The following is a 25378-nucleotide window of genomic DNA, read 5'->3' as shown; positions in this document are numbered from 1 at the left end:
GTTGGTTACATCTTTTGTAACAGGCCAACCTGCGCCCTACAAGGTCTTAACAAACGGCACACAAACGGTGCACGGAAAGCGTCAACCGTGATCGATTCCTCAGCCGTTATGCTGGCCGCCCCACGGCACAACTACGGAGGAACCCTGATGATCCGAACTTCCAAGACCAAGGCGCTCACCCGCGTCCTGCTGGCCGCCGGCGCCGTTGCCCTGGTCCCCGCCGCCGCGCGCGCCGAGGCCCCCCGCACGGACGTGCTCAACCTGAGCGCCTCCGCCACCACCGAGGTCCCGCGCGACCTGCTGCAGCTGCGCTTCTCGACGACGCGCGAGGGCAAGGACGCCACCGCCGTGCAGAACGAGCTCAAGCAGGCGCTGGACGCCGCCCTGGCCGAAGCGCGCAAGGTCGCCAAGCCCGGCCAGGTCGAGCTGCAGGCCGGCAACCTGTCGGTCTATCCGCGCTACGGCAACGGAAAGACGAGCAGCAGCGCTCCCCAGATCACCGGCTGGCAGGGCAGCGTCGAGCTGCTGGTGCAGGGCCGCGACATGGAGTCGATCTCCCGCCTGAGCGGCCGCATCCAGACGCTGTCCATCGCGAACGTCGGCTACGGCCTGTCGCGCGAGGCGCGTGAGAAGGCCGAGGGCGACGTGGTGTCGCAGGCGATCTCGGCCTACAAGGCCAAGGCCGCGACCTATGCGCAGCAGTTCGGCTACACGAACTACCGCATCGGCGAGGTCAGCGTGAACGCCGACCAGCCGCAGCTGATGATGGCCGCGGCGCCGCGCTTCAAGGCCATGGCCGCGAGCGCCGACGAGGCCCTGCCGGTCGAGTCCGGCAAGGCCACGGTGACGGTGAACGTCAGCGGCAACGTGGTGATGACCCGCTGATCGGGTCTCCCCCGCGACGAGAAACGCCCGGCTTGGCCGGGCGTTTTTCATGGGGGGATCCGAACGGATCAGCGCGCGCTCATTGCGCCGTCCAGCCGCCGTCCATCGCCCAGGCCTGGCCGCGCACGTTGATGGCCGCGTCCGAGCACAGGAACACCGCCAGCGCGCCCAGCTCCTCGGGCGTCGTGAACTGCAGCGAGGGCTGCTTCTCCGCCAGCAGCTGGCGCTTGGCCTCGGCGGGATCGAGCTTCTCGTTCTGGGCGCGGGTGTCGATCTGCTTCTGCACCAGCGGGGTCAGCACCCAGCCCGGGCAGATGGCGTTGACCGTCACCGGGAGCTGCGCCGTCTCCAGCGCCGCCGCCTTGGTCAGGCCGACCAGCCCGTGCTTGGCCGCCACGTAGGCCGACTTGCCGGCGGAGGCGACCAGCCCGTGCGTGGAGGCGATGTTGATGACCCGGCCCCAGCCCCGCTTCTTCATGCCCGGCAGCGCCAGCCGCATGGTGTGGAAGGCCGAGCTCAGGTTGATCGCGATGATCGCGTCCCAGCGGTCGGCGGGGAACTCGTCGACATTGGCGACGAACTGGATGCCGGCGTTGTTCACGAGGATGTCGCAGCCACCGAACGCCTCGTCGATGTACTGCATCATGGCCTCGATCTCGGCCGGCTTGCTCATGTCGGCGCCGTGATAGCCGACCTTGACGCCCAGTGCTTCGATCTGGGCCTTGGGCCCCTCGTGGTCGCCGAAGCCGTTGAGCACGATGTTGGCGCCTTGCCCGGCCAGGGTCAGGGCAATCCCCAATCCGATGCCGCTGGTCGAGCCGGTGACGAGCGCCGTCTTTCCTTTCAACATGCGAGGTCCTCTTCAGGGTTGTTAGGATGGGTGCAAAGGATACGAGCGATGGCTGAACCGTTGTTGAAAAAAGTCCAGGCGCTGAGCCCCTGCGGCCTGCACCGGGTGGCGTATTGGGAGTGGGGGCGCAGCGACAACCCGCGGGTGCTGGTCTGCGTGCATGGCCTGTCACGCCAGGGCCGTGACTTCGACGTGCTGGCCCAGCGCCTGAGCGACCGCTACCGGGTCATCTGTCCCGACGTGGTCGGTCGCGGCGAGTCCGACTGGCTCGGCGACCCCCGCAACTATCAGCTGCCGCAGTACGTCTCCGACATGGTCACGCTGCTGGCGCGGGTCGGGGCGACGCAGGTGGACTGGCTGGGCACCTCGATGGGCGGGCTGATCGGCCTGGCCTTGGCGGCGATGCCGGCCAGCCCCATTCACCGGCTGATCCTCAACGACGTGGGACCGGCGATCGAGTTCGCCGCGCTGCAGCGCATTGCCGGCTATGTCGGCCGCGCGCCGCAGTTCGAGAACTGCCAGCAGGGCGCCGACTATCTGCGCAGCGTCTCCGAGGGCTTCGGCAAGCACACCGACGAACAATGGCTGGCGCTGTCGCGCGCGATGTTCAAGCCCGACGGCGACCGTTGCCGGCTGCATTACGACCCGCGCATCGGCCAGGGCCTGGCCGGCCTGACGCCCGAGCTGGCCAAGGCCGGCGAGGCGCAGCTCTGGGCCGCCTACGACGCGGTGCGCGTGCCCACGCTGCTGCTCCGGGGCGCGGACTCGGACCTGCTGACCCGCGCCACCGCCGAGTTGATGACGCAGCGCGGCCCGCGGGCCGAACTGCACGAGTTCCCGAACGTCGGCCATGCGCCGACGCTGGTGCGGGAGGAACAGATCCAGGTGGTCGAGCAATTCCTCGACCGCGGATGACGTCCGGCGGCGCGCGCGGGGGACCGACGAGCGCCGCGCCGGGACACGATTGAGAGAAGCATGAAGACCGAATTGGGTCTGCGCCCGGAACCGGCGGCGCCCATCGTGGCGCTGCTCGACGGGGACCTGCCGAGCCGGCTCCCCACCGCGACGCCGCAGACCGAAGAGAAGATCGATCCGGTGCGCCGCGCGCGCGCCTTCGCGGAACCGCTGCTGGCGGACCATCTGCTGGGAACGGGCGAGCAGGCGCTGGCGCATGCCGACGGCGTCGCCGCGATCCTGGCGGGCGTGGGCGCGGCCCCCTCGATGCAGGCGGCCTCCTACCTGGTCTACGCCGGCGACTACCTGAACAAGCCCGAGGAGATCGTCGCCAAGGCCTTCGGCGAGAGCGACGCCAGCCTGGTCAGTCACACGCGGCGTCTGGTGCAGATCCAGCGCGCCGCGCGCGAGGCCAAGGTCGAGGACCAGCGCAAGCAGGAACAGACCGAGCTGGTGCGCAAGATGCTGCTGGCGTTCTCGCGCGACCTGCGCGTGGTGCTGCTGCGCCTGGCCTCGCGGCTGCAGACGCTGCGCTGGTTCGCGGCCAGCAAGACCCCGTGCCCGCGCGATCTGGCGGCGGAGTCGCTGCAGGTCTTCGCGCCGCTGGCCAACCGGCTGGGCATCTGGCAGATCAAGTGGGAACTGGAGGACCTGGCCTTCCGCTTCCTGGAGCCGGAGCAGTACCACCAGCTCGCCAAGGGCCTGCACGAGAAGCGCGTCGAGCGCGAGCAGTCGGTCGAGGCGGTGCGCGCCGCGCTCGAGCGCGAGCTCCAGTCGCAAGGCATCGCCGCGCAGGTGCAGGGGCGACCCAAGCACCTGTACAGCATCTGGAAGAAGATGCGCGGCAAGGGCCTGACGCTGGAACGGGTCTTCGACCTGCGCGCGCTGCGCGTGGTCGTGGCCGAGGTGGCCGACTGCTACGCGGTGCTGGCGCGGCTGCACGAGCTCTACACCCCCGTCGACGGCGAGTTCGACGACTACATCGCCCGCCCCAAGCCCAACGGCTACCAGTCGCTGCACACGGTGGTGATCGCGGCGGACGGCCGGCCGATGGAAGTCCAGATCCGCACCCGCGCCATGCACGAGCACGCCGAGCACGGCGTGGCCGCGCACTGGGCCTACAAGGAGGCGGGCACCAAGGGCTACGCCGGCGTCACCGCCGCGGGCGAGTTCGAGGAGCAGGTCGCGCAGGCCCGCAAGGCGGTGCTGCGCCAGCTGCTGGCCTGGGAGCGCGACTACATCACCGAGAGCGGCCCCGCGTTCGATGACCGCATCTACGTCTTCACGCCGCAGGCCAACGTGGTGGAGCTGTGTGCCGACGCGACCGCGATCGACTTCGCCTATGCGCTGCACACCGACCTGGGTCACCGCTGCCGCGGCGCCAAGGTCGACGGCCAGATGGTGCCGCTGAACACGCCGCTCAAGAGCGGCCAGACGGTGGAGATCGTCGCGCTGAAGGAGGGCGGTCCCTCGCTGGACTGGCTCAACGCGGAGCTCGGCTATCTGCAGAGCCCGCGCAGCAAGGCCAAGGTCCGCGCGTGGTTCAACGCGCAGGTGCAGACGCACACCATCGCCAAGGGCCGCGAGCTCGTCGAGAAGCTGCTGCAGCGCGAGGGCAAGACGGCGGTCAAGCTCGACGACCTGGCCGCTCGGCTGGGTTTCAAGAGCGCGGATGCGCTGTTCGAGGTCGTCGGCAAGGACGAGTACTCGCTGCGCAACATCGAGACCTTGCTGCGTCCGCCCGTCCCGGAAGCGGACGAGGAGGAGTTGCTCGTCCAGAAGCACACCCGCAGCCCGGCCTCGGAAGGACGCACCCCCAAGGGCGGCGTGCTGGTGGTGGGCGTGGACTCGCTGCTGACCAGCCTGGCACGGTGCTGCCGGCCGGCGCCACCGGACGTGATCGCGGGCTATGTGACACGAGGGAAGGGCGTGGCCATCCACCGGGCGGATTGCTCCAACCTGCGCCAGATGGCCAAGACCTCGCCCGAACGCGTGATCGCCGTGGCCTGGGGTGAGCCTGCGCCGGATCGGCAAGGCAAGACCGCGCAGTACCCGGTCGACCTGGTCGTCGAGGCCGCCGACCGGCCCGGCCTGCTGCGCGACGTGCTGGAGCTGTTCGCCAAGGACAAGCTCCACGTGATCTCGGTGAACCAGCAGAGCGGCAAGGGCAAGCCCGCGCGCAACGACCTGTCGAGGATGAACTTCACCGTCGAGGTGAGCGATGCGCAGCGGCTCCAGCAGACGCTGGTGGCGCTGTCGCAGCTGTCCGGGGTGAGGAGCGCGCGGCGACGTTGAAGGGCGTCGACGGACGCGGAGAAATTGATCGTGCGCTATTCGCTCAATTTCCGGTCGATTCTTGGAATGGTCTCGGATTCCGGTCTATACTGCGAGGCTGCATTAGGCGCGTAGCTCAGTTGGTTAGAGCACCACCTTGACATGGTGGGGGTCGTTGGTTCGAATCCAATCGCGCCTACCAGATTTGGTAGGAAGGTCCTTCGGGACCCCTCAAGCAAATCGCCCGGTCAGACGGGCGATTTGTTTTCCGGACCCGCGGATTGACCACCGTCGGCCGAGTATTTCAGGCGCGTAGCTCAGTTGGTTAGAGCACCACCTTGACATGGTGGGGGTCGTTGGTTCGAATCCAATCGCGCCTACCAAACGGTAGGAACTCCCTCGGGAGATTTCTCTGCAAAAAGCCCGCTTCATGCGGGCTTTTTGCTTTGGCGAGACGAGTGCCGCACAGGGCCACGCTGGCCGAACCGGCTGTGATCCAGGATCGATCCTTGCCCTGGGCCGCCATGACCCACGCGACCCCGATGCCTCTGAGCCAACGCCTGAAGGCCGCGACCCGCGGTGACCACGAGGGCCTGGACCAACGCCTCATGGCCTTCCAGCCCTTCGCCTCGCGAGCGCGCTATGCGGCCTTCCTGCAGGTGCAGTACCGCTTTCACCGTGATGTGGCGCCGATCTTCGAGGCGTCGATGCTGGAACGGATGCTGCCCGGGTTGCGCGGTCGGCAACGCCTGGACGCGGTGATCGCGGACCTCGGCGACCTCGGACAGGCCGTGCCGATCTGCTACGAACCCGTGGTGCTGTCGACCTCCCCATCTCCTTCCCCGCAGATGGCGGCGGACGCGGCAACGCCACCGCTGGATCTGCCCACGGCCCTGGGCTGGCTGTACGTGGAGCAGGGCTCGCATCTCGGCGCGGCGTTCCTGTTCAAGGCCGCGGCGGGGCTGGGCCTGGACGCCACCTGCGGTGCGCAACACCTGGCCCCGTTGCCCGGCGGTCGCGCGATGGGCTGGAAGGACTTCGTCTCGCAGCTCGACGGCGTGCCGTTGACACCCGACGAGATCGAGCGCGCCGAGGCTGCCGCCCGCGCCGCGTTCACGCGTGTGCGGGAGCACATCGAGGTCTGCTGCCCGGTGGTCGCGACGACCTGATCCGCGCGCCGAGGCGCACGCTCACGGCCGCCCGATGCGTGCCGATGGCGCCTCGGTCGGTTGGAGCGCCGACTCCAGCGCGAACCCTCGCGACGGCGCCCCCCGACGCCTATGATCGGCGCCCATGTCGGAGAACGAATCCTTCCCCCGTCCCCGCCGCCGCAAGGGCAGCGGTGCCGTGACGCTGCGCGACGTCGCGCAGATCGCGGGCGTCGCCCCCATCACGGCCTCGCGCGCGATCAACACGCCCAACCAGGTCTCGCCCGAAGTGCGCGAGCGCGTCACCGAGGCGGTCCGCAAGACCGGCTATGTGCCCAACCTGCTCGCCGGCGCGCTGTCCTCGATGAAGAGCCGCATGGTGGGGCTGGCGGTGCCGACCATCGCCGGCCCCGTCTTCCTCGACACCGTGCAGAGCCTGACCGAGGCGCTGTTCGAGGCGGGCTACCAGGTCCTGCTCGGCCAGACCGGCTACGACAACGCGCGCGAGGACGCGTGGCTGGACGCGATGATCGGTCGCCGTCCCGACGGGCTGGTGCTCACCGGCACGAGTCATTCGGAACAGACCCGCACGCGGCTGCGCGCCTCCGGTGTGCCCGTGGTCGAGACCTGGGACCAGAGCGACGATCCCATCGACATGCTGGTGGGCTTCTCCCACGTCGAGGTGGGCCGCAAGGTCGCGAGCTATCTGCATGAGCGCGGGCGGCGCAAGCTGGCCGGCGTGTCCGGCAGCGACGAGCGCGCGCTGCGTCGCTTCCATGCCTTCCAGGAACAGGCCCGTGCTCTTGGCGTCGAGGAGGTGCCGGTGGCCACGGTCGCCACGCCGACCACGCTGGGCAGCGGCCGCCGCGGGCTGTCCGATCTGCTGGACCGGCCGGGCGGGGTGGACGCGGTGTTCTGTAGCTCCGACTCGCTGGCGCTGGGCGTGCTGATCGAGGCGCAGGCGCGTGGCCTGCGCGTGCCCGAGGACATTGCCATCGTCGGCTTCGGCGATCTGGCGCTCGCCCGCGATCTGGAGCCCGCGCTGACGACGATCCGCATCGACGGCTTCGCCATCGGCCGCCAGGCCGCGCGCTTCATCCTCGACCGCGCCGACGGCCCCGTCGAGCGCCGCGCCATCGACATCGGCTTCGAGCTGGTCCAGCGCGCCAGCGCTTGACGGCGGCGTGGCCTCTCTCCGAAGAGGCCTCGGTCGGACTCCCTCGCCCGCTTGCGGGAGAGGGCGGGGGTGAGGGTCTTCGTCCCCGGAGAATCCCTTACTCACGCCTTCTTGACGCCCGCGAAGGTACCGATACCATCGGCGCCATCACAACGATGGTATCGGTACCAATCCAATCGCGGAGCGGGCCGGATCGCCACGAGGATGGAGACAAGCGAGATGAAATCGGTGTTCCGGGCGGGCGCCCGCGTGATGGTGTCGGTGGCCGCGCTGGCGGCCGTGTCGGTGGGCACGAGCGCGCAGGCGTCGGACAACTGGCCCAGCCAGACGGTGAAGATCGTGGTGCCCTTCGCACCGGGCGGCACGTCGGACGTGATCGCGCGCGAGATCGCGATGCGGCTGCAGCTCTCGCTCAAGCAGACCTTCGTGGTCGACAACAAGGCCGGCGCCGGCGGCGTGCTGGGCGCGGACAGCGTGGCCAAGTCCGCGCCGGACGGCAACACCATCCTGCTGGGCACCATCGCCACGCACGCGATCAATCCGGCCCTGTTGCCCAAGATGCCCTACAAGGCCGACAAGGACTTCGCGCCCGTCATCCTGCTGGGCAAGATCTCCAACGTGCTGCTGATCGGTCCGGGCTCGCAGGCCAAGACCGTCAAGGACATCGTCGCCGCGGCCAAGGCCAAGCCGGGCGACATCACCTTCGCCTCGGCCGGGCAGGGCACTTCCCAGCATCTGTCGGGCGAGGTGTTCCGGCTGATGACCGGTGCCGACCTGACGCATGTCCCGTACAAGGGCAGCGCGCCCGCGATCCAGGACGTGATGGGCGGCCAGGTGCCGATGAGCTTCGAGACCGTGACCGTGGCGCTGCCGCAGATCAAGGCGGGCAAGGTCAAGGCGCTGGCGGTGACCTCGGCCAAGCGCAGCGCGCAGCTGCCCGACGTGCCGACGCTGGCCGAGTCCGGCGTCCCCGGCTTCGACGTGTCGAGCTGGCAGGCCTTCTACATGCCCGCGGGCACGCCGGCGTCCACCGTGGCCAAGTTCAACGCGGAGGTGCAGAAGATCGTCGCGATGCCCGAGGTCAAGGCCAAGATGGAGGCGCTGGGTCTGGAGTACACGCCCAACACGCCGGCCCAGTTCGCCGAGTTCCAGAAGGCCGAGCAGGCCAAGTGGGCCAAGGTGATCAAGGACGGCAACGTCAAGCCATGACCCTGGCGCCCCGGTCCGGGGCGCGCGGGCGCGGACCGGGCGCGATCCGCCTCCCGCACAGCGAGGGAAACCACCCGGCGGGGCGCTTGTCGGCGGCCTCCTAGAATGGGTTTCAAGACCCTCAGAGGAGACAGCATGGTGACGGCCCGACGCGGCAAGACCGCCCCCGGCAATGACGACCCCGCGCGACCCAAGGGTCCGCGGGTGCTCAAGAAGTACCCCAATCGGCGGCTCTACGACACGCACACCAGCAGCTACATCACCTTGGCCGACGTCAAGAAGATGGTGCTGGAGGGGCTGGAGTTCGAGGTCCGCGACGCCAAGAGCGGCGACGAGCTGACGCGCTCGATCCTGCTGCAGATCATCCTGGAGGAGGAGATGGGCGGGATGCCCATGTTCTCCACGCCGCTGCTGGCGCAGATCATCCGCTTCTACGGCCATGCGATGCAGGGCTTGATGGGCGCGTACCTCGAGAAGAACCTGCAGGCCTTCGGCGAGATGCAGTCGCGCTTCGCCGAGCAGAGTAAGAGCGGCGGGTTCGACCCGCAGCTGTGGTCGCAGTTCATGAGCGGTCAGGCGCCGATGATGCAGGGCCTGATGGGCAACTACCTGGAGCAGTCCAAGAACCTGTTCTTGCAGATGCAGGAGCAGTTCCAGAGCGCCGGCAACATGTTCCCCGGCATGCCGGGCTTCCCGCCCGGTCCGCCGAAGAAGTGATCGCCGCGGGGCGGCGAGCTGGCGTCTGACGCGACTCGCGCCGGCGCCTCGTCGCCCGATCGCGGACCGCTAGAGCCCATGCCGCCGATGCCACTCGGCGAGCGACTCGTCCGGGTAATGCGCGAAGCGCGCGTCGCCCGGCTTCCCCTCCACCTGGACCCACGGCGCCTTCGAATCCAGCAGGCCGTGCACCGACTGGGGCGGGATCGGCAGTGGCGTGTCGATCGCGCCCGCGTGCGGGTGGATGAGGTCGGGCCAGGTCTCGTCGTAGAGCCAGAGTGCCGTGCCGCAGCGCCCGCAGAAGTGGCGCTGGCCGGTGCTCTCCCGGCCGTCGATGACGGCGCGGTAGACCTTCAGGTGACGCTTTCCCTGAAGGATCCGGAAGGTCCGATGATCGGCGCCGAGGTTGATCGCATAGCCGCCGGTCCCCGCCGTCTTGCGGCAGATCGAGCAGTAGCAGCGCATGAAGGGCACGGGCTCGGCTGACTCGACCGAGAAACGGACGCTGCCGCAATGGCAGGAACCTTCGAGGTGCATGGGACTCTCCTTGTTCCGGGCAGGTCAGCAAGCGACATGCCGTGGCCGGGCCTCGTTCGCGCATGTCAACGCCGCCTCTCCGAGGGCCGTTGCCCGGGCTTCGGACCGACGGTTCCCGTCGTCCGCCTCCAGGGAGAACGAATGACAAGAAGCATCCTGCCACGCCGACTGATCCAGGCAGCCGCCGCGCTGACGCTGCTGGCGGCCGGCACCGCGGCCCAGGCGCAATCGCTGCAATGCACGCAGGGCAACGTCCGCGAAGGTGACGCCCGGGTCTGGCTGCTGCGCGCCTGCGGGCAGCCCGCGATCGCCGATGCCTACTGCGCCCGTGTCTACTCGACGCCGCCGCAGCCGCCCCAGCCCGTGCTGCCGGGGACCTATGTCCCCGTCCAGCCGGTGCCGCAGCTGAACTGCCTGCCGACCGATGAATGGCTCTACGAGCGCGGCGACGGCAACCTGCCCGCCTTCGTCCGGATCCGTGAGGGCAAGGTCATCTCGATCCGCTTCGGGGAGCAGGGGCGGTCGCTGCCGCGCTGAGATCGGGGGGGATGCGGCATCCTGCCGCCTCCGTTTTGAGCGGCTGACGTAGAATGCCGCCCCAGCTCCCAGCCAGGCCTTCCGGCGGAATTCAAATGGAATCAACGACTTACGACCTCTCCGCCGACAAGAAGGCCGCCGCTCCCAAGATCGGCTTCGTCTCGCTCGGCTGCCCCAAGGCGCTCACCGACTCCGAACTGATCCTCACGCAGCTGCGCGCCGAGGGCTACGAGACGTCCAAGACCTTCGCCGGCGCGGACCTGGTGATCGTCAACACCTGCGGCTTCATCGACGACGCCGTCAAGGAATCGCTGGACACCATCGGTGAGGCCCTGGCCGAGAACGGCAAGGTCATCGTCACCGGCTGCCTCGGCGCCAAGGCCGGCCCCACGACGGACAACATGGTCCGCGAGATCCATCCCAGCGTCCTGGCCGTCACCGGCCCGCATGCGACGCAGGAGGTGATGGACGCCGTTCACACCCACGTCCCCAAGCCGCACGACCCCTTCATCGACCTCGTCCCCGAGGCCCGCGGCGTCGCAGGCATCAAGCTGACGCCCAAGCACTACGCCTACCTGAAGATCTCCGAGGGCTGCAACCACCGCTGCAGCTTCTGCATCATCCCGAGCATGCGCGGCGACCTGGTCTCCCGCCCCATCGGCGACGTGCTGTCGGAAGCCAAGGCGCTGTTCGAGTCCGGCGTGAAGGAGCTGCTGGTCATCAGCCAGGACACCTCCGCCTACGGCGTCGACATCAAGTACCGCACCGGCTTCTGGGACGGCAAGCCGGTCAAGACCCGCATGTTCGATCTGGTCGCCCAGCTCGGCGAGATCGCCAAGCCCTACGGCGCCTGGGTTCGTCTGCACTACGTCTACCCGTACCCGCACGTCGACGAGATCGTCCCGATGATGGCCGAGGGCCTGATCCTTCCGTACCTCGACGTCCCGTTCCAGCACGCGCATCCGGACGTGCAGAAGCGCATGAAGCGCCCGGCCAACGGCGAGAAGAACCTCGAGCGCATCCAGCGCTGGCGCGAGATCTGCCCCGAGCTGGTCATCCGCTCGACCTTCATCGCCGGCTTCCCCGGCGAGACCGAGGCCGAGTTCCAGTACCTGCTGGACTTCATGCGCGAGGCCCAGATCGATCGCGCCGGCTGCTTCGCCTATTCGCCGATCGAGGGCGCGCCGGCGAACGCGCTGGAAGGCGCGCTGCCCGACGAGGTCCGCGAGGAGCGCCGCGCCCGCTTCATGGCCGTGGCCGAGGAGGTCTCGATCGCCAAGCTGCAGCGCCGCATCGGCGCGACCATGCAGGTGCTCGTGGACTCGGCGCCGGCGCTGGGCCGCAAGGGCGGCGTGGGCCGTTCCTACGCGGACGCCCCCGAGATCGACGGCACTGTCCGACTGCTGCCGCCGGAGAAGGCCAGCAAGCAACTGCGCGTGGGCGAGTTCACCCGCGCCCGCATCGTCGGCGCCGAGGGCCATGACCTGATCGCGCTGCCGATCTGATCGACGGTGTCGGTCCTCGGACCGAACTGGCCACGACAAGGACGCGCCTCGGCGCGTCCTTTGCTTTTGGGGCCCGCGATGCGATGCGCCTCGCCGCGCGGGGCGGCTCGACGCTCACTCCCCGAGCAGCCGGGCGAGGTCGATGGCATCGGCCATCGCCGCATACCCGGCATCGCCCGGATGCAGGTGGTCGCCCGAGTCCCAGGCCGGCGCCAGCCGCGACGGCCGCTTCGGATCGCGCAGCAAGGCGTCGACATCGACCACGCCGTCGAAGGCGCCCGACGTGCGGATCCAGCGGTTCACGTCCTGCCGCACACGGTCCTTCGCGGCGCTGTGGTGGCCCTCGAAGGGCGTGCCCGCGAGCGACTGCTCGTTCGGCGGAATGGTGCCGCCGATCACCCGCACGTTGGCCGCGTGGGACTGCTCGATCAGCAGACGCAGTCCGGCGATCAGGCGTTCGGCGGTCATGGGCGTCTCGTCCGGCGAGAAGGGGCCCCGCGGGTAGCCGATGTCGTTGGTCCCCAGCAGCACGATCACGGCACGGATGCCGGGTTGGCCCAGGACGTCGCGCTGCAGGCGTGCCAGGGCCGAGGGCCCCATGCCGTCGCTGAGCAGCCGGCCGCCGGAGATGCCCGCGTTCAGCACCGCGACGCCGCGTGGCGCGAGCCGCTCGGCCAGTCGGTCCGGCCAGCGCCGATCGGTGCCGGGCGTCGAGCCGTTGCCATCGGTGATCGAGTCGCCGATCGCCACCACGGTCGCGGGCGGCGCGTGCCGTTCGACGCGCACGCCGGCGAGGAAGACACGAGGGCTCATGGTCTCGCCCCCGTCGGGCCAGACGGTGTCGGCCACGTGCCTGCCCGCGGCGACGTAGGCGGTGTCCCGACCCTCCCAATGGAAGGTCGAGGGGGCGACCGGTCCCGGCAGGTACAGCGAGATCGACAGGCGTTCGAGTGCCCGCACCGGCAGGTCGACCGGATCGCTGACGACCCGGGCACCGGGCGGAACCGCGACCGAGGTGGCGCCGCCGAAGCGCAGCGGCCGCAGCGAGTCCGCGGTGATGCCCGCGCCGGCACCGGCGGCTGCCGCGGGTCGGGCGACCGTCGCGGCATCGATGCGCAGCGGGGTGCTGCCGTACTCGTTGCTGAACTCCACGCGCAAGCGCTCACCGCCCACGCTCAGCCGCAGCGATTGCCGCACGGTCTGGTCGCGGAACTGGAAGGGCACCAGCGTCGGCAGCGCGAAATCGCCGGACCACAGCGCTTGCGGCGGCGCGATCCAGCTGGGGGACCAGGCGGTGCCTGTGGCGGAGGAGGCCGGCGGCGGCGCGGCGATCACGGTGGCTGCGTCGATCGCAGTGATCGGGGAGGTCGCGGCGGCCGTGCCCGTCTTGACCGCCGGTGCCATGCCGGCGGGCAGGTCGGCGGCCCACGAGGGCAGCGACGGCAGGGCGATGGCGCCCATCAGCGCGGTGGCACGCGCGGCGGCGCGCAGGGCGGAAAGGGGAGAGCAGGTCATGGGTCGTGATCGGAGAGCAACGATGACGCACTCTCGCCAAGCGCGTGCCGGCTGGGAAGACCGCGCGGGGTCCAAGCATCTGTTCCGATTCGGAAAAGATGAGGCTGGCGGAGAATCGCCGCACCCCCAAGATCCCCGAGGACTTCCCGTGACCCAGCGCGGCATCGCCACCGACCTGATCCACCATCCCTTCCGCGCGCCCGAGGGCTGGGACGCCGTGCCCGTGCCGGTCATGAAGGCCTCGACCGTGCTGTTCAGCAGCACCGCCGAGCTGCACGCGCCGCGACCGCGCGATGGCATCAGCTACCGCTACGGTCTGCCCGGCACGCCGACCACCTACACCTTGGCCGCGCGCATCGCGACGCTGGAGCACGCCGAGCATTGCGTGCTCACGCCCAGCGGCGTGTCGGCCGTGACGCTGACCAGCATGGCCTTACTCCAGCCGGGCGACGAGGTCCTGCTGCCCGACAACGTCTACGGCCAGAACCGCTACGTCACCACCGGGCTGCTGAGCCGACTCGGCATCACGCACCGCTTCTACGATCCGCTCGACGCCACCGCCTTCGCGGCGCTGCTGGGCGAGCGCACCAGGCTCGTGTGGCTGGAGGCCGCCGGCTCGATCACGCTGGAGTTCCCCGATCTGGTCGGTCTGCTGCGGGCCTGCCGTGCGCGCGGCGTCCTGACCGCGATCGACGACACCTGGGGCGGCGGCATCGCCTTCAATCCTTTCGAGGTCGCGCCCGCGCTGGCCCCGGGACTGGGCGCGGACATCGCCATGCATGCGCTGACCAAGTTCCCCTCCGGCGGCGCGGACCTGCTGATGGGCGCGGTCTGCACGCGCGACGCGGCGCTGAATCGCCGGCTGGTCGAGATGCACGAGTTCCTCGGCTACGGCCTGGGCCAGAACGACGTCGAGATGGTCCTGCGTGGTCTGCCCAGCATCTCGCTGCGCTATCGCGCGCAGGACGCGGCGACGCGGGTGCTCGCGCGCTGGATGGCGGACCGGCCGGAGGTCGCGCGCGTGCTGCACCCGGCGCTCGCGGACTCGCCGGGCCATGCCTACTGGCGCCAGGTGAGCCCCGACGCGGCGGGCTGTCTGTTCTCGGTGGTGTTCAAGCCGGCCTATGACCAGCGACGCGTCGACGCCTTCGTCGACGCGCTGCGCTGTTTCGGGATCGGCTACTCGTGGGCGGGGCCGATGAGCCTGGTCGTGCCTTACGACCTCAGCCGCAGCCGCTCGCTGGGGCTGCCGTGGACGCCGGAGGAGGGCGGCTCGCTGGTCCGCTTCGCGATCGGGCTGGAAGAAGTCGAGGACCTGCGCGCGGACATCGAGCAGGCGCTGGGGGCGCTCGCGGGCTGAGGCCGGATCGCCGGCCCGGGCCGGCTGCGCGAGGGGGCGTCGACGAGGCCCGACGGGGGCCTCAGTCCTTCGCGGGGCCCGAGACCTTGTGCCGCATCAGGCGGCCCTTCTCGCGTTCCCAGTCGCGCTTCTTCTCGGTCTCGCGCTTGTCGTGCTGCGCCTTGCCCTTGGCCAGCGCGATCTGCGCCTTCACCCGGCCGCCCTTGTAGTGCAGGTCCAGCGGGATCAGCGTGAAGCCGCGCTGCTCGACCTTGCCGATCAAGCGACGAATGTCGGCGCGGCTCATCAGCAGCTTCTTCGTGCGGTCGGCCTGCGGGTGCACGTGGGTGGACGCGGTGCGCAGCGGATTGATGCGGCAGCCGATCAGGAAGAGCTCGCCGTCCCGGATCACCACGTAGCCGTCGGGCAGCTGCACCTGGCCGGCGCGGATGGCCTTCACCTCCCAGCCTTCCAGGACCAGGCCGGCCTCGTACTGCTCCTCGATGTGGTACTCGAATCGGGCGCGGCGGTTTTCTGCGATGGACATGATGCGTGTTCTTCTGCGTGGGGCGGGCTCGCCGGACTCGTGCGAGCCTCGCCCGGATGACGGCGGGGCGACCGACCAGATGGGGTCGAACGGGCCGCCTACAATCCCGCCATTCTAAGAAGCACCATGAAGCAAGTCCGGAAGACAGTCCTCCTCTGGTATTCCCCGCGGGAGATGTACGAGCTGGTCACCCAGGTCGAGCGCTACCCGGAGTTCCTCCCCTGGTGCTCGGCCGCGGAGGTCCTGGAGCGCCACGACGACGGCATGACCGCCAAGCTGTCGCTCTCCTACGCGGGCCTGCGCCACGCCTTCACCACCCGCAACAGCCACGAGACCGATCGCCGCGTCCGCATGGAGCTGGTCGACGGCCCGTTCTCGATGCTGGACGGCGACTGGCAGTTCCTGCCGCTGAACCGCCCCGGCACGCCGCCCGGCGCCGAGCCGCAGGCCTGCAAGATCGAGTTCGAGCTGCGCTATGCGTTCTCGAGCTTCGCGCTGGAGGCCGTCGTCAGCCCGGTCTTCGACCGCATCGCCAACACCTTCGTCGACACCTTCGTGAAGCGGGCGGAACAGGTCTATGGCCCCCGCTGAACCCGAGGCGACCGACCCGTCCGGCGCGGACGTCCTGCGCATCGAGATCTTCTGGAGTCCGGTCGCGGGCGAGCTGCGCGAGCAGTGCCTGAGCCTGCCCACCGGTGCCACGCTGCGCCAGGCGCTGGTGGCCAGCCGGTGGTTCGAGCCCGCCGCGATCGACACGCTCAAGGCCGGCATCTGGGGCCGCATGAAGCCGCTGGACACGCCGCTGCGCGAGCTCGACCGGGTCGAGATCTTCCGGCCGCTGACGGTCGATCCCAAGGAAGCGCGCCGGCAGCGCTACAAGGACACCGGCCGGCGCATCGTCACGCGCCATCGGCCACTCGGCCTCAAGGCCTGAGCGCGCGTCCCGGCGCTCCCCCTGAAAGCGAAACGGCGACCCCTGGGGTCGCCGTTCTCACGTGGGCATCACGTCGATGCCCGGGCGCTCGTCGCCTTACTTGCAGTTCGCGCTGATCACCGATTGCATCTGGCGGATCTCGTCCTGGCGCATCTGCTCGGTCATGGGCTGGGACTCGCCGGTCTGCGTGCCGCTGCGCAGGCGCACGCCGGACTCAAGCACGCGCATGCGGTTCTGCGAGTTGCGGCAGTTCTCGGCCATCGCCTCGGTGCGTTGCTTCTCCTCGGCGGCCTTGCGTTCGCGCTCGAGCTTCTCGCGCGAGGAGGCCTCGCTCGCGGCCTTGCCCGGCGCCGACGCGGCGGAGGCGGGGGCCGAGGCGCCCATCGCCGCGGCCGCCGCGGGGGACACGGTGGGGCGCTGCACGTTGGAGGGACGCTGCAGGATGTCCTTGTCGGTCACGTTGGGCGGGGGCGGACGGTCGCTGTACTGGACGCGGCCGTCGGCGTCGCGCCATTTCCATTGCGCCTGCGCCGACGGGGTCAGCGCCAGCAGCGCGAGCGCGCACAGCAGACCGGTCGTGAGGCGCGAGTGTCGAAGAAGCGTCATGGCGTGGGGAATGCTCTTTTTGCGGTGGGATTTACCGGCGTCGGCGAGTGTAGCGCCCGGCTTCTCTATAATGCGCCTTTGCGTCTGGAGCTTCCCACATGCGCCTACTCGGAAAAGCGCTCACCTTCGACGACGTGTTGCTGGTGCCGGCGTTCTCCCAGGTGTTGCCGCGCGACACCAGTCTGGCCACGCAGTTCACGCGTGGCATCCGCCTGAACCTCCCCCTCGTGTCCGCCGCCATGGACACCGTGACCGAAGCCCGCCTGGCCATCGCGATCGCGCAGGAGGGCGGCATCGGCATCGTCCACAAGAACCTCACCCCGCAGCAGCAGGCGTCGGAAGTCGCCCGCGTGAAGCGTTACGAGTCCGGCGTGTTGCGTGACCCGATCACCATCACCGCCTCGACCACGGTGCGCCAGGTCAAGCAGCTGAGCGAGCAGCACGGCATCTCGGGCTTCCCGGTGCTGGACGGCAAGAAGGTCATCGGCATCGTCACCGGGCGCGACCTGCGCTTCGAGACCCGCATGGACGCCCCGGTGTCCGAGATCATGACCCCGGCCGAACGGCTGATCACGGTCCCGGAAGGCGCCTCGCTGAGCGAGGGCAAGGCGCTGATGCACACGCACAAGCTGGAGCGCGTGCTGGTGGTCAACGACGCGTTCGAGCTGCGCGGCCTGATGACCGTCAAGGACATCACCAAGCAGACCAACTTCCCCAATGCCGCCCGTGACGACCACGGCAAGCTGCGCGTCGGCGCCGCCGTCGGCGTGGGCGACGGCACGGAAGAGCGCGTCGAACTGCTGGTCAAGGCCGGCGTGGACGCGATCGTCGTCGACACCGCGCACGGTCACAGCGCCGGCGTGATCGAGCGCGTGCGCTGGGTCAAGAAGAACTACCCGCAGGTCCAGGTCATCGGCGGCAACATCGCCACCGGCGCCGCGGCGCTGGCGCTGGTGGAAGCCGGCGCGGACGCGGTCAAGGTCGGCATCGGCCCGGGCTCGATCTGCACGACCCGCATCGTCGCCGGCGTCGGCGTCCCGCAGATCGCCGCGATCGACTTCGTCGCCACGGCGCTCAAGGGCACCGGCGTGCCGCTGATCGCGGACGGCGGCATCCGCTACTCGGGCGACATCGCCAAGGCCATCGCGGCCGGCGCGAGCACGGTGATGATGGGCGGCATGTTCGCCGGCACCGAGGAAGCCCCGGGCGAAGTGATCCTGTACCAGGGCCGCAGCTACAAGAGCTACCGCGGCATGGGCTCGATCGGCGCGATGAAGGCCGGCTCGGCCGACCGCTACTTCCAGGAGAACGACGAGACCACCAACCCCAACGCGGACAAGCTGGTCCCCGAGGGCATCGAAGGTCGCGTCCCCTACAAGGGCTCGATGGTCGCCATCGTCCACCAGATGGCGGGCGGCGTGCGGGCGGCGATGGGCTACTGCGGTTGCGGCAGCATCAGCGACATGCATGACAAGGCCGAGTTCGTCGAGATCACCTCGGCCGGCATTCGCGAGAGCCACGTCCACGACGTGCAGATCACGAAGGAAGCGCCCAACTACCGTCTGGAGTGAGTCTCTTGTCCGACTCGGCGAAGACCGGCGGCGGCCTGGAGGCCGTCGCCAACCCGAACGCACATGGCGGCCGCAAGGCCGCCATGTCGTTCATCCTGATCGCGGTGCTGATCGACATGGTGTCGATCGGCCTGATCATCCCGGTGCTCCCCCCGCTGGTGGGCACCTTCACGCAGAGCGAGACCCAGCACACGCTGGCGCAGCTCGCCGTGGCGTTCGCTTTCGGCATCGCCAACTTCTTCGGCAGCCCCATCCTGGGCGGCCTGTCGGACCGCTTCGGCCGCCGCAAGGTGATGCTGATCGGCTTCAGCGGCCTGGCCCTGAGCTTCTTCGTCACCGCGATGGCGAACGCGCTCTGGATGCTGGTCGTGGTCCGGCTGTTCTCCGGCGCGATGCAGGCCAATGCCGCCGTCGCCAACGCCTACGTCGCCGACATCACCCCACCCGCCGACCGCGCCAAGCGCTTCGGCATGCTGGGCGCGGCCTTCGGCATGGGCTTCATCCTGGGCCCGGTGATGGGCGGGCTGCTGGGCAGCATCGACCTGCACCTCCCGTTCTATGTCGCCGGCACGTTGGCGCTGATGAACTGGCTGTACGGCTTCTTCGTGCTGCCCGAATCGCTGTCGCCTGAACATCGTCGCCCCTTCGACTGGCGCAAGGCCAACCCGGTCGCCGCGCTGGGCCGCCTGCGCAACCTGCAGGGCGTGGGGCCGCTGATCTACGTGATCGCCTGCTCGGGACTGGCGCAGCTCGTCATCCAGACCAGCTGGGTGCTCTACAACCAGCACAAATTCGGCTGGGGTCCGCGCGAGAACGGTCTGTCGCTGTTCGTCGTCGGCCTGATGTCGGTGATCGTGCAGGGCGTGCTGCTGCAGCCGCTGATGCGCTGGCTGGGCGCGCGCCGCCTGGTGCTGATCGGCCTGGCCACCTCCATCCTGACCAACCTGATCTGGGGCCTCTCGACCGAGGCCTGGATGATGGTCGGCGCGATCTTCCTGAACATCGCCGGCATCGCCTCCGGTCCCGCGATGCAGAGCCTGATCTCCAACTCCGCCGACGCGCGCACGCAGGGCGAGACCATGGGCGCGGTGGCCGCGATCAACAGCCTGATGGCGGTGATCTCCCCGATCTGCGGCCTGGGCTTGATGGCGCTGGTGGCCGAGCTCCCGAAGACCGACTGGCGCCTGGGCGCCCCCTTCTATCTGTGCGCGCTGCTGCAGCTGGTGTCGCTGTTCTTCGCGTGGCGTCATTTCCATGCGCCGGTTCAGCCCGGCCCGACCGCTCAGGCCAAAGCCGAGGCCGCGACCTGACGTCCGGCGACCTGATTTCCGCCGCCCAGATTTCCGATTACCAAGCATCCGCAAGACAAGACCATGCACGACAAAGTCCTCATCCTCGATTTCGGTTCCCAGGTGACGCAACTGATCGCGCGGCGCGTGCGCGAGGCCCACGTCTATTGCGAGATCCATCCCAACGACGTCAGCGACGACTTCATCCGTTCGTTCGCGCCCAAGGCGATCATCCTGTCGGGCAGCCACGCCTCGACCTACGAGGACCATGAGCTGCGTGCCCCGCAGTCGGTGTGGGACCTGGGCGTGCCGGTGCTGGGCATCTGCTACGGCATGCAGACCATGGCGGTGCAGCTGGGTGGCAAGGTCGAGTGGAGCGACCACCGCGAGTTCGGCTACGCCGAAGTCCGCGCGCACGGCCACACCAAGCTGCTGAACGGCATCCAGGACTTCGGCACGCCCGAAGGCCACGGCATGCTCAAGGTCTGGATGAGCCACGGCGACAAGGTCACCGCGCTGCCGCCGGGCTTCACGCTGATGGCCTCGACGCCCAGCTGCCCGATTGCCGGCATGGCGAACGAGGACAAGGGCTATTACGCCTTCCAGTTCCACCCCGAGGTGACGCACACGCTGCAGGGCGCGGCCATCATCACGCGCTTCGTGCGCGAGATCGGCGGCTGCCAGGGCGACTGGATCATGGGCAACTACATCGACGAGGCCGTCGCGAAGATCCGCGAGCAGGTGGGTGACGAGGAAGTCATCCTGGGCCTGTCCGGCGGCGTCGATTCGTCGGTGGCCGCGGCGCTGATCCACCGCGCGATCGGCGATCAGCTGACCTGCGTCTTCGTCGATCACGGCCTGCTGCGCCTGAACGAGGGCGACATGGTGATGGACATGTTCGAGGGCAAGCTGCACGCGAAGGTGATCCGCGTCGACGCCGCCGATCTGTTCCTGGGCCAGCTGGCCGGCGTCACGGATCCGGAGCGCAAGCGCAAGATCATCGGCGGCCTGTTCGTCGACGTGTTCAAGGCGGAAGCCGAGAAGCTCAAGGCCAGCGGTCAGGGCCACAAGGGCGCGACCTTCCTGGCGCAGGGCACGATCTACCCGGACGTGGTGGAGAGCGGCGGCACCAAGACCAAGAAGGCCACGACGATCAAGAGCCACCACAACGTGGGCGGGCTTCCTGAGCAACTGGGTCTGAAGCTGCTGGAGCCGCTGCGCGAGCTGTTCAAGGACGAGGTGCGCGAGCTGGGCGTGGCGCTGGGTCTGCCGCCGGAGATGGTCTACCGCCACCCGTTCCCGGGCCCGGGCCTGGGCGTGCGCATTCTGGGCGAGGTCAAGAAGGAGTACGCGGACCTGCTGCGCCGCGCCGACGCGATCTTCATCGAGGAGCTGCGCAACACGCGGGACGAGGCGACGGGCAAGACCTGGTACGAGCTGACCAGCCAGGCCTTCACGGTGTTCCTGCCGGTGAAGAGCGTGGGCGTGATGGGCGACGGCCGGACCTACGACTACGTGGTGGCGCTGCGCGCGGTGCAGACCAGCGACTTCATGACGGCGGACTGGGCGGAGCTGCCCTACAGCCTGCTCAAGCGCTGCTCGGGCCGCATCATCAACGAGGTCCGCGGCATCAACCGCGTGACCTACGACGTGTCGAGCAAGCCGCCCGCGACGATCGAGTGGGAATGAGCATCGCAGTCGCGATGAGATGAGCAAGGGGCCCGAGGGCCCCTTGTTTGCGTTTGGAGATCGGTCTCGCACCACGATCCCAAGATCGCCTTCGCTGGGTGCGCCAGGGCAGAGGCAGCGGGGAGAAGGCCTCAGGCCGGCGATCTCGCCGTGCATGAGACGGCGGGCCTCGACTTGGGCCAGCCTTCCCAATGTCCGTGTGGCTCACATGTTGCCGGCAGGCTCAGCCGTGGATCTGGACGTTTAGGGTGGAAGACGACCGCTGGCAGTTCCTTGAAATGAGCATCGCAAGTGAGGACCTGGACACCTAGGCGCAAGGCCGTCGCATAGATGACGGCATCAGCGGTGGCCAGCTTGTACGCCGCATTGGCTGAGGCGGCCAGCAGAGCGGTCTCGGTATCCAGGAGCTCGATCTGACAGCGCTGCATCAGTTGAAGAATGCGGTCGTGCTGCTCTTCGCTCAACTCGCGCCGCGCCCACTTCGACAACTCCAGCTGAACCATCGTCGGGACGATGCACTGCTCAGGTCGAACCAGGCGAGGCGCAAGGAGGCGACCGAGCTCGGAGTCCGCGATCCATTCGATCCACGCCGAGGTGTCGATCACGATCGATGCCGGCGCGGCGTCATCGATCGAGGCGCTAGTAGCGGTCGGAGCGATCACGATAGCCCTCGGTGTTGGCACCCCTGCCGATGCCGGCGATCTCCTGAGGGGAGATCAGCGGCCCGACGAAGACACCGTTCTTGTGCGGAATGAGCATCAGCTTCTGGCCTGGTTTCCAGTTCAGGGAGCTGCGCAGTTCCTTCGGCAACTCGATGCGGTGGCGGGGGGAGAGTTCTGCGGTCGGTGCAGGCATGAGGGCCTCCGTCTGTGATGAAGCCCTGATTCTTCGCTCGCCGTTCCTTCCTGACCACGACGCACACGAGTGCGATTCACCGGTGTCCTGCCACGTTTTGACCGGCGCGACTCCTTGCTTGAGTCGCCCTGTCCGCGGCGCGGCCGTTATCCTCCGTGCCATTCGATTCGTCATCCGGAGCCCCTCATGCGCAGCGCCCTTTCCATCCTCGGACTCGTGATCGTGCTGGCCATCGTGATGTTCAGCGCCAAGCATCAGATGCAGGCGATCAAGCCCCCCGCGGCCGCGTCCGCCGCGGGCTCGGGCGCGTCGACCGACGGCGCGTTGCCGCGGCCCGAGGCGGTCGGCAAGCAGGTCGAGGACCTGATGAAGCAGGGCGAGCGCCGCGCCTCGGAAGCCGAATGAGCCACTGATCACGGCGCACGCGACATGCCATGCTGAGCGCTGAACGCTGAACCGGAACTCGGAGCGCGCCCGTGACCGTTCACGCCCTGTTCTTCTGTCTGCGGCCCGACCCGGCGACGGCGATGCGCCTGAGCGGCGTGTCCGACGAGATCGCCCATCGCTTCGGCCTGCGCGTGCGCCCGAGCCGGGCGGAACGCCTGCATGTGACGCTGCACCACCTCGGTTGGTACGACGATCAGAACGACGAGGCCGACACCATGGCCGAGGTCCGCCGACTCGCGGAAGGCGCCGCGGACACGCTGCGGCATGCGCCGCTGCGCCTCGATTTCGACGAGCTGCTCAGCTTCCGCCGCAAGCCGCGCAACCTGCCGCTGGTGCTCAGCGGTGGACGCTGTCTCGACGAGGTCCGCGCCCTGCGGGCCGCGCTCGGCGAGTGCCTGCGCGCCGCGGGCCTGCGGACCGATCCGCAATTCACGCCGCACCTCACGCTCTTCTACGACAACACGCCGATCGAGCCGAAGCCGTTCATCGTTCCCGGCTGGGACGCGGCCGACTTCCACCTCATCGACAGCCTGCAAGGCCAGTCGCGCCATGTCGATCTCGGACGCTGGGCGCTGACCGCCGCGTCGGCATGAGAAAGGCCTCGCGCCGGATCACCGGGCGCGAGGCCTTGGGCTGACGAGGTCGCCAGGACGCCAGGCCGTGAGGGCCGGACCGATCGACGGCCCCGCCTCACGACCTCGCGCTCAACGCGCTCAACGCGCGAGACGTTGCCTCACTTCAGTCCGGTCCCGACCGCCTTGGCCAGGGAGCCTTGCGGATCGTCGCCGGAGAACTCCCAGAAGAAGGCGCCGCCGAAGCCCTTGGACTTCACGTAGGCCATCTTGACGGCGATGGTCGCCGGCGTGTCGAAGCTCCAGAAGGTCGTGCCGTTGAAGATCCACTGGGCCTTGCTCACGTCGTCCACGCGGCTGGTGTAGCCCTGCAGGTTCTTCAGGACCTTGTAGTCCTCGTTGCCCGCCTCGTAGGTGCCCGGGGCCGGCGTGCCGGTCTGGTACAGCCCGTTGTTGACGTTCGGGACGTTGGTCCAGCCGCGGCCGTAGAAGCCGATGCCCACGTTGAGCTTCTTGGCCGGCACGCCCTTGTCCAGGAAGGCCTGCATCGCGTCGTTGGTGTTGTACTTCTTCACGTCGCCGGTGGACGGGTCGTTCGCCGGCGGGTACAGGGCGGAGTGGAAACCGGTGATGGTGTCCCAGCCGCCGTGGAAGTCGTAGGTCATGACGTTGATGAAGTCCAGGTAGGGGTGCACCTGGTCCGGGTCGTACTGGCGGATCTTGTCGACCCCCGCGCCCGACGCGATCGACAGCAGCAGGCCCGGCCGCACCGCGTCCAGCTGCTTGCGGAACTCCGCCAGCAGCGCGGTGAAGTTGGCCCGGTCCTCCGGCTGGCCGCAGGCCAGGCCGCAGGCGTTGGGGTACTCCCAGTCCAGATCGATGCCGTCGAACACGCCGGCCGCCGCGGCCGTGCCGCCCGCGCCGTCGGACACCGGCAGGTTGCCCTTGATGTAGGCGTCCACGCAGCTCTGCACGAAGGCCACCCGGTTCTCCGGACGCGCCGCGCTGGAGAAGCCGCGCGACCAGGTCCAGCCGCCCAGCGAGATCAGCACCTTCAGCTTCGGGTACTTGGCCTTGAGCTTCTTGAGCTGGTTCCAGCTGCCGCGCAGCGGCTGGTCCCAGGTGTCGGCCTTGCCGTCGACGCTCAGGTCCGCGCCGTAGGCCTTGCTGTAGTCGGCGAAGGCGTCGCCGCCTTCCCCGGTGCTCTCGTTGCTCGGGATCACCTTGCCCACTTCGCAGCGGTTGTTGCGCACGTTGCCGAAGGCGTAGTTGATGTGCGTGAGCTGGGCCGCCGAGCCGCTGGTGTCGATGTTCTTCACGTGGTAGTTGCGGCCGTAGATGCCCCACTGCGCGAAGTAGCCCAGCACCACCTTGTCGCCGCCCGTGCCCTGCGGGTCGGTCTTGACCGTGAGCGGCGCGGAGGGCTGCGAGCTGCCCGCCTGGTTGAAGGCGCTCACCGTGAAGGTGTAGCTGGTGTCCGGCGTCAGGCCGCCGACGCTGGCCGTGGTGGCCGCGCCCTGCGAGACCTGCGTCGTGCCCTGGTTGACGCGGTACTGCACCGTGCAGTTCGGGCCCGCGGCGACGGCGCTCCAGCTCAGGCTGACGCCGGTCGAGGACTTGGACGGCGCGCTCAGCCCGGCCGGGGTGGCGGGGGCCGAGGCGCAGTTGCCGTTGGCGGTGCTGGTCAGCAGCGCGGCGCTCAGCGCCGAGACGTTGCCGGCCTTGTCCTTCGCGCGCACCTGGTAGCTGTACGAGGTGGCCGCGCTCAGGCCGCCGTCGGTGTAGGTCGTCGCGGTCGGCGAGGCGATCAAGGCGCCGCCGCGCAGCAGCTCGTAGTTGGCGACGCCGCTGCCCGCGTCGGTCGACGCCGCCCAGCTCAGCGTGATGCTGGTCGTGGTGGCGCCGCTGGCGGTCAGGCCGCTCGGCACGGTGGGCGGCGTGGTGTCGTTGCCGCCGCCGGTGTCGCAGGCGCCCAGCGACTTCCACACATCCCACTGGCCCGCGTTGGTCGCGGGCGAGTTGTTCTGCGTCCACCACTTGGCCTGGTACGCGGTGTTGTTCTGCTTGGCGAGCATGTTGGCGGTGTAGACCGCCGACGCGCTCCATTCGGGGACGGCGCTGCAGTCGTAGGCGTGGGCGCTGCCGGCCGTCATCGCGGCGGCCAGCGCGATCCAGCGCAGGCGAGCCAATCGGTTCGTCATGTCGAGCTCCTGGTTGTCGG

Annotated in this window: 25 protein-coding genes and 2 tRNA genes; 19 read left to right on the top strand and 8 right to left on the bottom strand. The window is 69.1% G+C overall.

Annotation, left to right across the window (positions count from 1 at the left end):
• Positions 1-147: 147 nt before the first annotated feature.
• Positions 148-885, top strand: coding sequence for an SIMPL domain-containing protein (locus tag MCHT01_RS19975; protein ID WP_067067812.1), 738 nt, complete (start codon positions 148-150; stop codon positions 883-885).
• A gap of 79 nt (positions 886-964) precedes the next feature.
• Here the strand turns inward: MCHT01_RS19975 and MCHT01_RS19970 are convergent, their stop codons facing one another.
• A complete protein-coding gene (locus MCHT01_RS19970) occupies positions 965-1735 on the bottom strand; it encodes a 3-hydroxybutyrate dehydrogenase (RefSeq protein ID WP_067067811.1) in 771 nt (256 codons plus the stop codon).
• Positions 1736-1783: 48 nt separating this feature from the next.
• Here MCHT01_RS19970 and MCHT01_RS19965 point away from each other — a divergent pair, with 48 nt between their 5' ends.
• The 8 genes from MCHT01_RS19965 (at position 1784) to phaR (ending at position 9214) form a co-directional block, all read left to right on the top strand.
• Entirely contained in the window at positions 1784-2650 is an 867-nt protein-coding gene (locus MCHT01_RS19965) for an alpha/beta fold hydrolase (RefSeq protein ID WP_067067808.1), read from the top strand.
• 60 nt (positions 2651-2710) lie between these two features.
• On the top strand, positions 2711-4984 hold the full coding sequence (locus MCHT01_RS19960; RefSeq protein WP_084453066.1) for a RelA/SpoT family protein: 2274 nt from the start codon (positions 2711-2713) through the stop codon (positions 4982-4984).
• A gap of 104 nt (positions 4985-5088) precedes the next feature.
• Positions 5089-5165, top strand: a tRNA-Val gene (locus tag MCHT01_RS19955).
• Between the two features lie 104 nt (positions 5166-5269).
• A tRNA-Val gene (locus MCHT01_RS19950) sits at positions 5270-5346 on the top strand.
• 159 nt (positions 5347-5505) lie between these two features.
• Positions 5506-6132, top strand: coding sequence for a biliverdin-producing heme oxygenase (locus tag MCHT01_RS19945; RefSeq protein WP_245643453.1), 627 nt, complete (start codon positions 5506-5508; stop codon positions 6130-6132).
• Positions 6133-6256: 124 nt separating this feature from the next.
• Positions 6257-7288, top strand: coding sequence for a LacI family DNA-binding transcriptional regulator (locus tag MCHT01_RS19940; protein WP_067067805.1), 1032 nt, complete (start codon positions 6257-6259; stop codon positions 7286-7288).
• Positions 7289-7507: 219 nt separating this feature from the next.
• Positions 7508-8497: a Bug family tripartite tricarboxylate transporter substrate binding protein gene (locus tag MCHT01_RS19935; protein WP_067067802.1), complete on the top strand. Its 990-nt coding sequence runs from the start codon at positions 7508-7510 to the stop codon at positions 8495-8497.
• 135 nt (positions 8498-8632) lie between these two features.
• Positions 8633-9214 carry a polyhydroxyalkanoate synthesis repressor PhaR gene (gene phaR / locus MCHT01_RS19930; protein ID WP_084453064.1) on the top strand — a complete coding sequence of 194 codons (582 nt, stop codon included), beginning with the start codon at positions 8633-8635 and terminating at the stop codon, positions 9212-9214.
• A 69-nt stretch (positions 9215-9283) separates the two neighbouring features.
• Here phaR and MCHT01_RS19925 read toward each other — a convergent pair whose 3' ends face one another.
• Positions 9284-9751, bottom strand: coding sequence for a GFA family protein (locus MCHT01_RS19925; protein ID WP_067067801.1), 468 nt, complete (start codon positions 9749-9751; stop codon positions 9284-9286).
• A gap of 141 nt (positions 9752-9892) precedes the next feature.
• Between MCHT01_RS19925 and MCHT01_RS19920 the strand changes: the two genes are divergently transcribed.
• Positions 9893-10288 carry a DUF2845 domain-containing protein gene (locus MCHT01_RS19920; protein WP_067067798.1) on the top strand — a complete coding sequence of 132 codons (396 nt, stop codon included), beginning with the start codon at positions 9893-9895 and terminating at the stop codon, positions 10286-10288.
• A gap of 95 nt (positions 10289-10383) precedes the next feature.
• Complete coding sequence (rimO, locus tag MCHT01_RS19915) at positions 10384-11793, top strand: 30S ribosomal protein S12 methylthiotransferase RimO (RefSeq protein ID WP_067067797.1); 1410 nt, start codon at positions 10384-10386, stop codon at positions 11791-11793.
• Between the two features lie 114 nt (positions 11794-11907).
• Here rimO and MCHT01_RS19910 read toward each other — a convergent pair whose 3' ends face one another.
• Positions 11908-13308, bottom strand: coding sequence for an SGNH/GDSL hydrolase family protein (locus MCHT01_RS19910; RefSeq protein ID WP_245643451.1), 1401 nt, complete (start codon positions 13306-13308; stop codon positions 11908-11910).
• Between the two features lie 148 nt (positions 13309-13456).
• Between MCHT01_RS19910 and MCHT01_RS19905 the strand changes: the two genes are divergently transcribed.
• Positions 13457-14668 (top strand): PLP-dependent transferase, encoded by a 1212-nt coding sequence (locus tag MCHT01_RS19905; protein WP_245643449.1) that lies wholly within the window; start codon positions 13457-13459, stop codon positions 14666-14668.
• A gap of 61 nt (positions 14669-14729) precedes the next feature.
• Here MCHT01_RS19905 and smpB read toward each other — a convergent pair whose 3' ends face one another.
• A complete protein-coding gene (smpB, locus tag MCHT01_RS19900; protein ID WP_067067794.1) occupies positions 14730-15194 on the bottom strand; it encodes an SsrA-binding protein SmpB in 465 nt (154 codons plus the stop codon).
• 126 nt (positions 15195-15320) lie between these two features.
• Here smpB and MCHT01_RS19895 point away from each other — a divergent pair, with 126 nt between their 5' ends.
• Positions 15321-15785 (top strand): type II toxin-antitoxin system RatA family toxin, encoded by a 465-nt coding sequence (locus MCHT01_RS19895; protein WP_067067792.1) that lies wholly within the window; start codon positions 15321-15323, stop codon positions 15783-15785.
• Positions 15772-16128: an RnfH family protein gene (locus tag MCHT01_RS19890; RefSeq protein ID WP_084453060.1), complete on the top strand. Its 357-nt coding sequence runs from the start codon at positions 15772-15774 to the stop codon at positions 16126-16128. Before MCHT01_RS19895 ends, MCHT01_RS19890 begins: the two co-directional genes overlap by 14 nt.
• Positions 16129-16224: 96 nt before the next feature.
• Here the strand turns inward: MCHT01_RS19890 and MCHT01_RS19885 are convergent, their stop codons facing one another.
• Positions 16225-16734, bottom strand: coding sequence for a DUF4124 domain-containing protein (locus tag MCHT01_RS19885; RefSeq protein ID WP_067067790.1), 510 nt, complete (start codon positions 16732-16734; stop codon positions 16225-16227).
• 98 nt (positions 16735-16832) lie between these two features.
• On the opposite strand from MCHT01_RS19885, the gene guaB reads away from it, so the two are divergent.
• From guaB to guaA, 3 genes are all read left to right on the top strand, one after another.
• Complete coding sequence (guaB, locus tag MCHT01_RS19880) at positions 16833-18305, top strand: IMP dehydrogenase (protein ID WP_067067787.1); 1473 nt, start codon at positions 16833-16835, stop codon at positions 18303-18305.
• 5 nt (positions 18306-18310) lie between these two features.
• The gene (locus tag MCHT01_RS19875) at positions 18311-19615 is read left to right on the top strand and encodes an MFS transporter (protein ID WP_245643448.1); all 1305 of its coding nucleotides are present in this window, start codon (positions 18311-18313) and stop codon (positions 19613-19615) included.
• 63 nt (positions 19616-19678) lie between these two features.
• Entirely contained in the window at positions 19679-21283 is a 1605-nt protein-coding gene (gene guaA / locus MCHT01_RS19870) for a glutamine-hydrolyzing GMP synthase (protein ID WP_067067784.1), read from the top strand.
• A gap of 131 nt (positions 21284-21414) precedes the next feature.
• Here the strand turns inward: guaA and MCHT01_RS25780 are convergent, their stop codons facing one another.
• Complete coding sequence (locus tag MCHT01_RS25780; protein WP_245643447.1) at positions 21415-21945, bottom strand: type II toxin-antitoxin system VapC family toxin; 531 nt, start codon at positions 21943-21945, stop codon at positions 21415-21417.
• Complete coding sequence (locus MCHT01_RS26415; RefSeq protein ID WP_148661628.1) at positions 21923-22138, bottom strand: AbrB/MazE/SpoVT family DNA-binding domain-containing protein; 216 nt, start codon at positions 22136-22138, stop codon at positions 21923-21925. Before MCHT01_RS26415 ends, MCHT01_RS25780 begins: the two co-directional genes overlap by 23 nt.
• A gap of 186 nt (positions 22139-22324) precedes the next feature.
• Here MCHT01_RS26415 and MCHT01_RS19865 point away from each other — a divergent pair, with 186 nt between their 5' ends.
• A complete protein-coding gene (locus tag MCHT01_RS19865) occupies positions 22325-22543 on the top strand; it encodes a hypothetical protein (protein WP_067067782.1) in 219 nt (72 codons plus the stop codon).
• 71 nt (positions 22544-22614) lie between these two features.
• Positions 22615-23178, top strand: a complete 564-nt coding sequence (locus tag MCHT01_RS19860; RefSeq protein WP_067067779.1) for a 2'-5' RNA ligase family protein — start codon at positions 22615-22617, stop codon at positions 23176-23178.
• A gap of 140 nt (positions 23179-23318) precedes the next feature.
• On the opposite strand, the gene MCHT01_RS19855 is transcribed toward MCHT01_RS19860, so the two are convergent.
• Positions 23319-25358 carry a glycosyl hydrolase family 18 protein gene (locus MCHT01_RS19855; protein ID WP_067067777.1) on the bottom strand — a complete coding sequence of 680 codons (2040 nt, stop codon included), beginning with the start codon at positions 25356-25358 and terminating at the stop codon, positions 23319-23321.
• Between the last annotated feature and the right edge of the window lie 20 nt (positions 25359-25378).

It is taken from the genome of Mitsuaria chitosanitabida ATCC BAA-476 = NBRC 102408 (genome assembly GCF_001598255.1).
Lineage (GTDB): Bacteria > Pseudomonadota > Gammaproteobacteria > Burkholderiales > Burkholderiaceae_C > Roseateles > Roseateles chitosanitabidus.
This window is presented reverse-complemented; position numbering and strand designations above follow the sequence as displayed.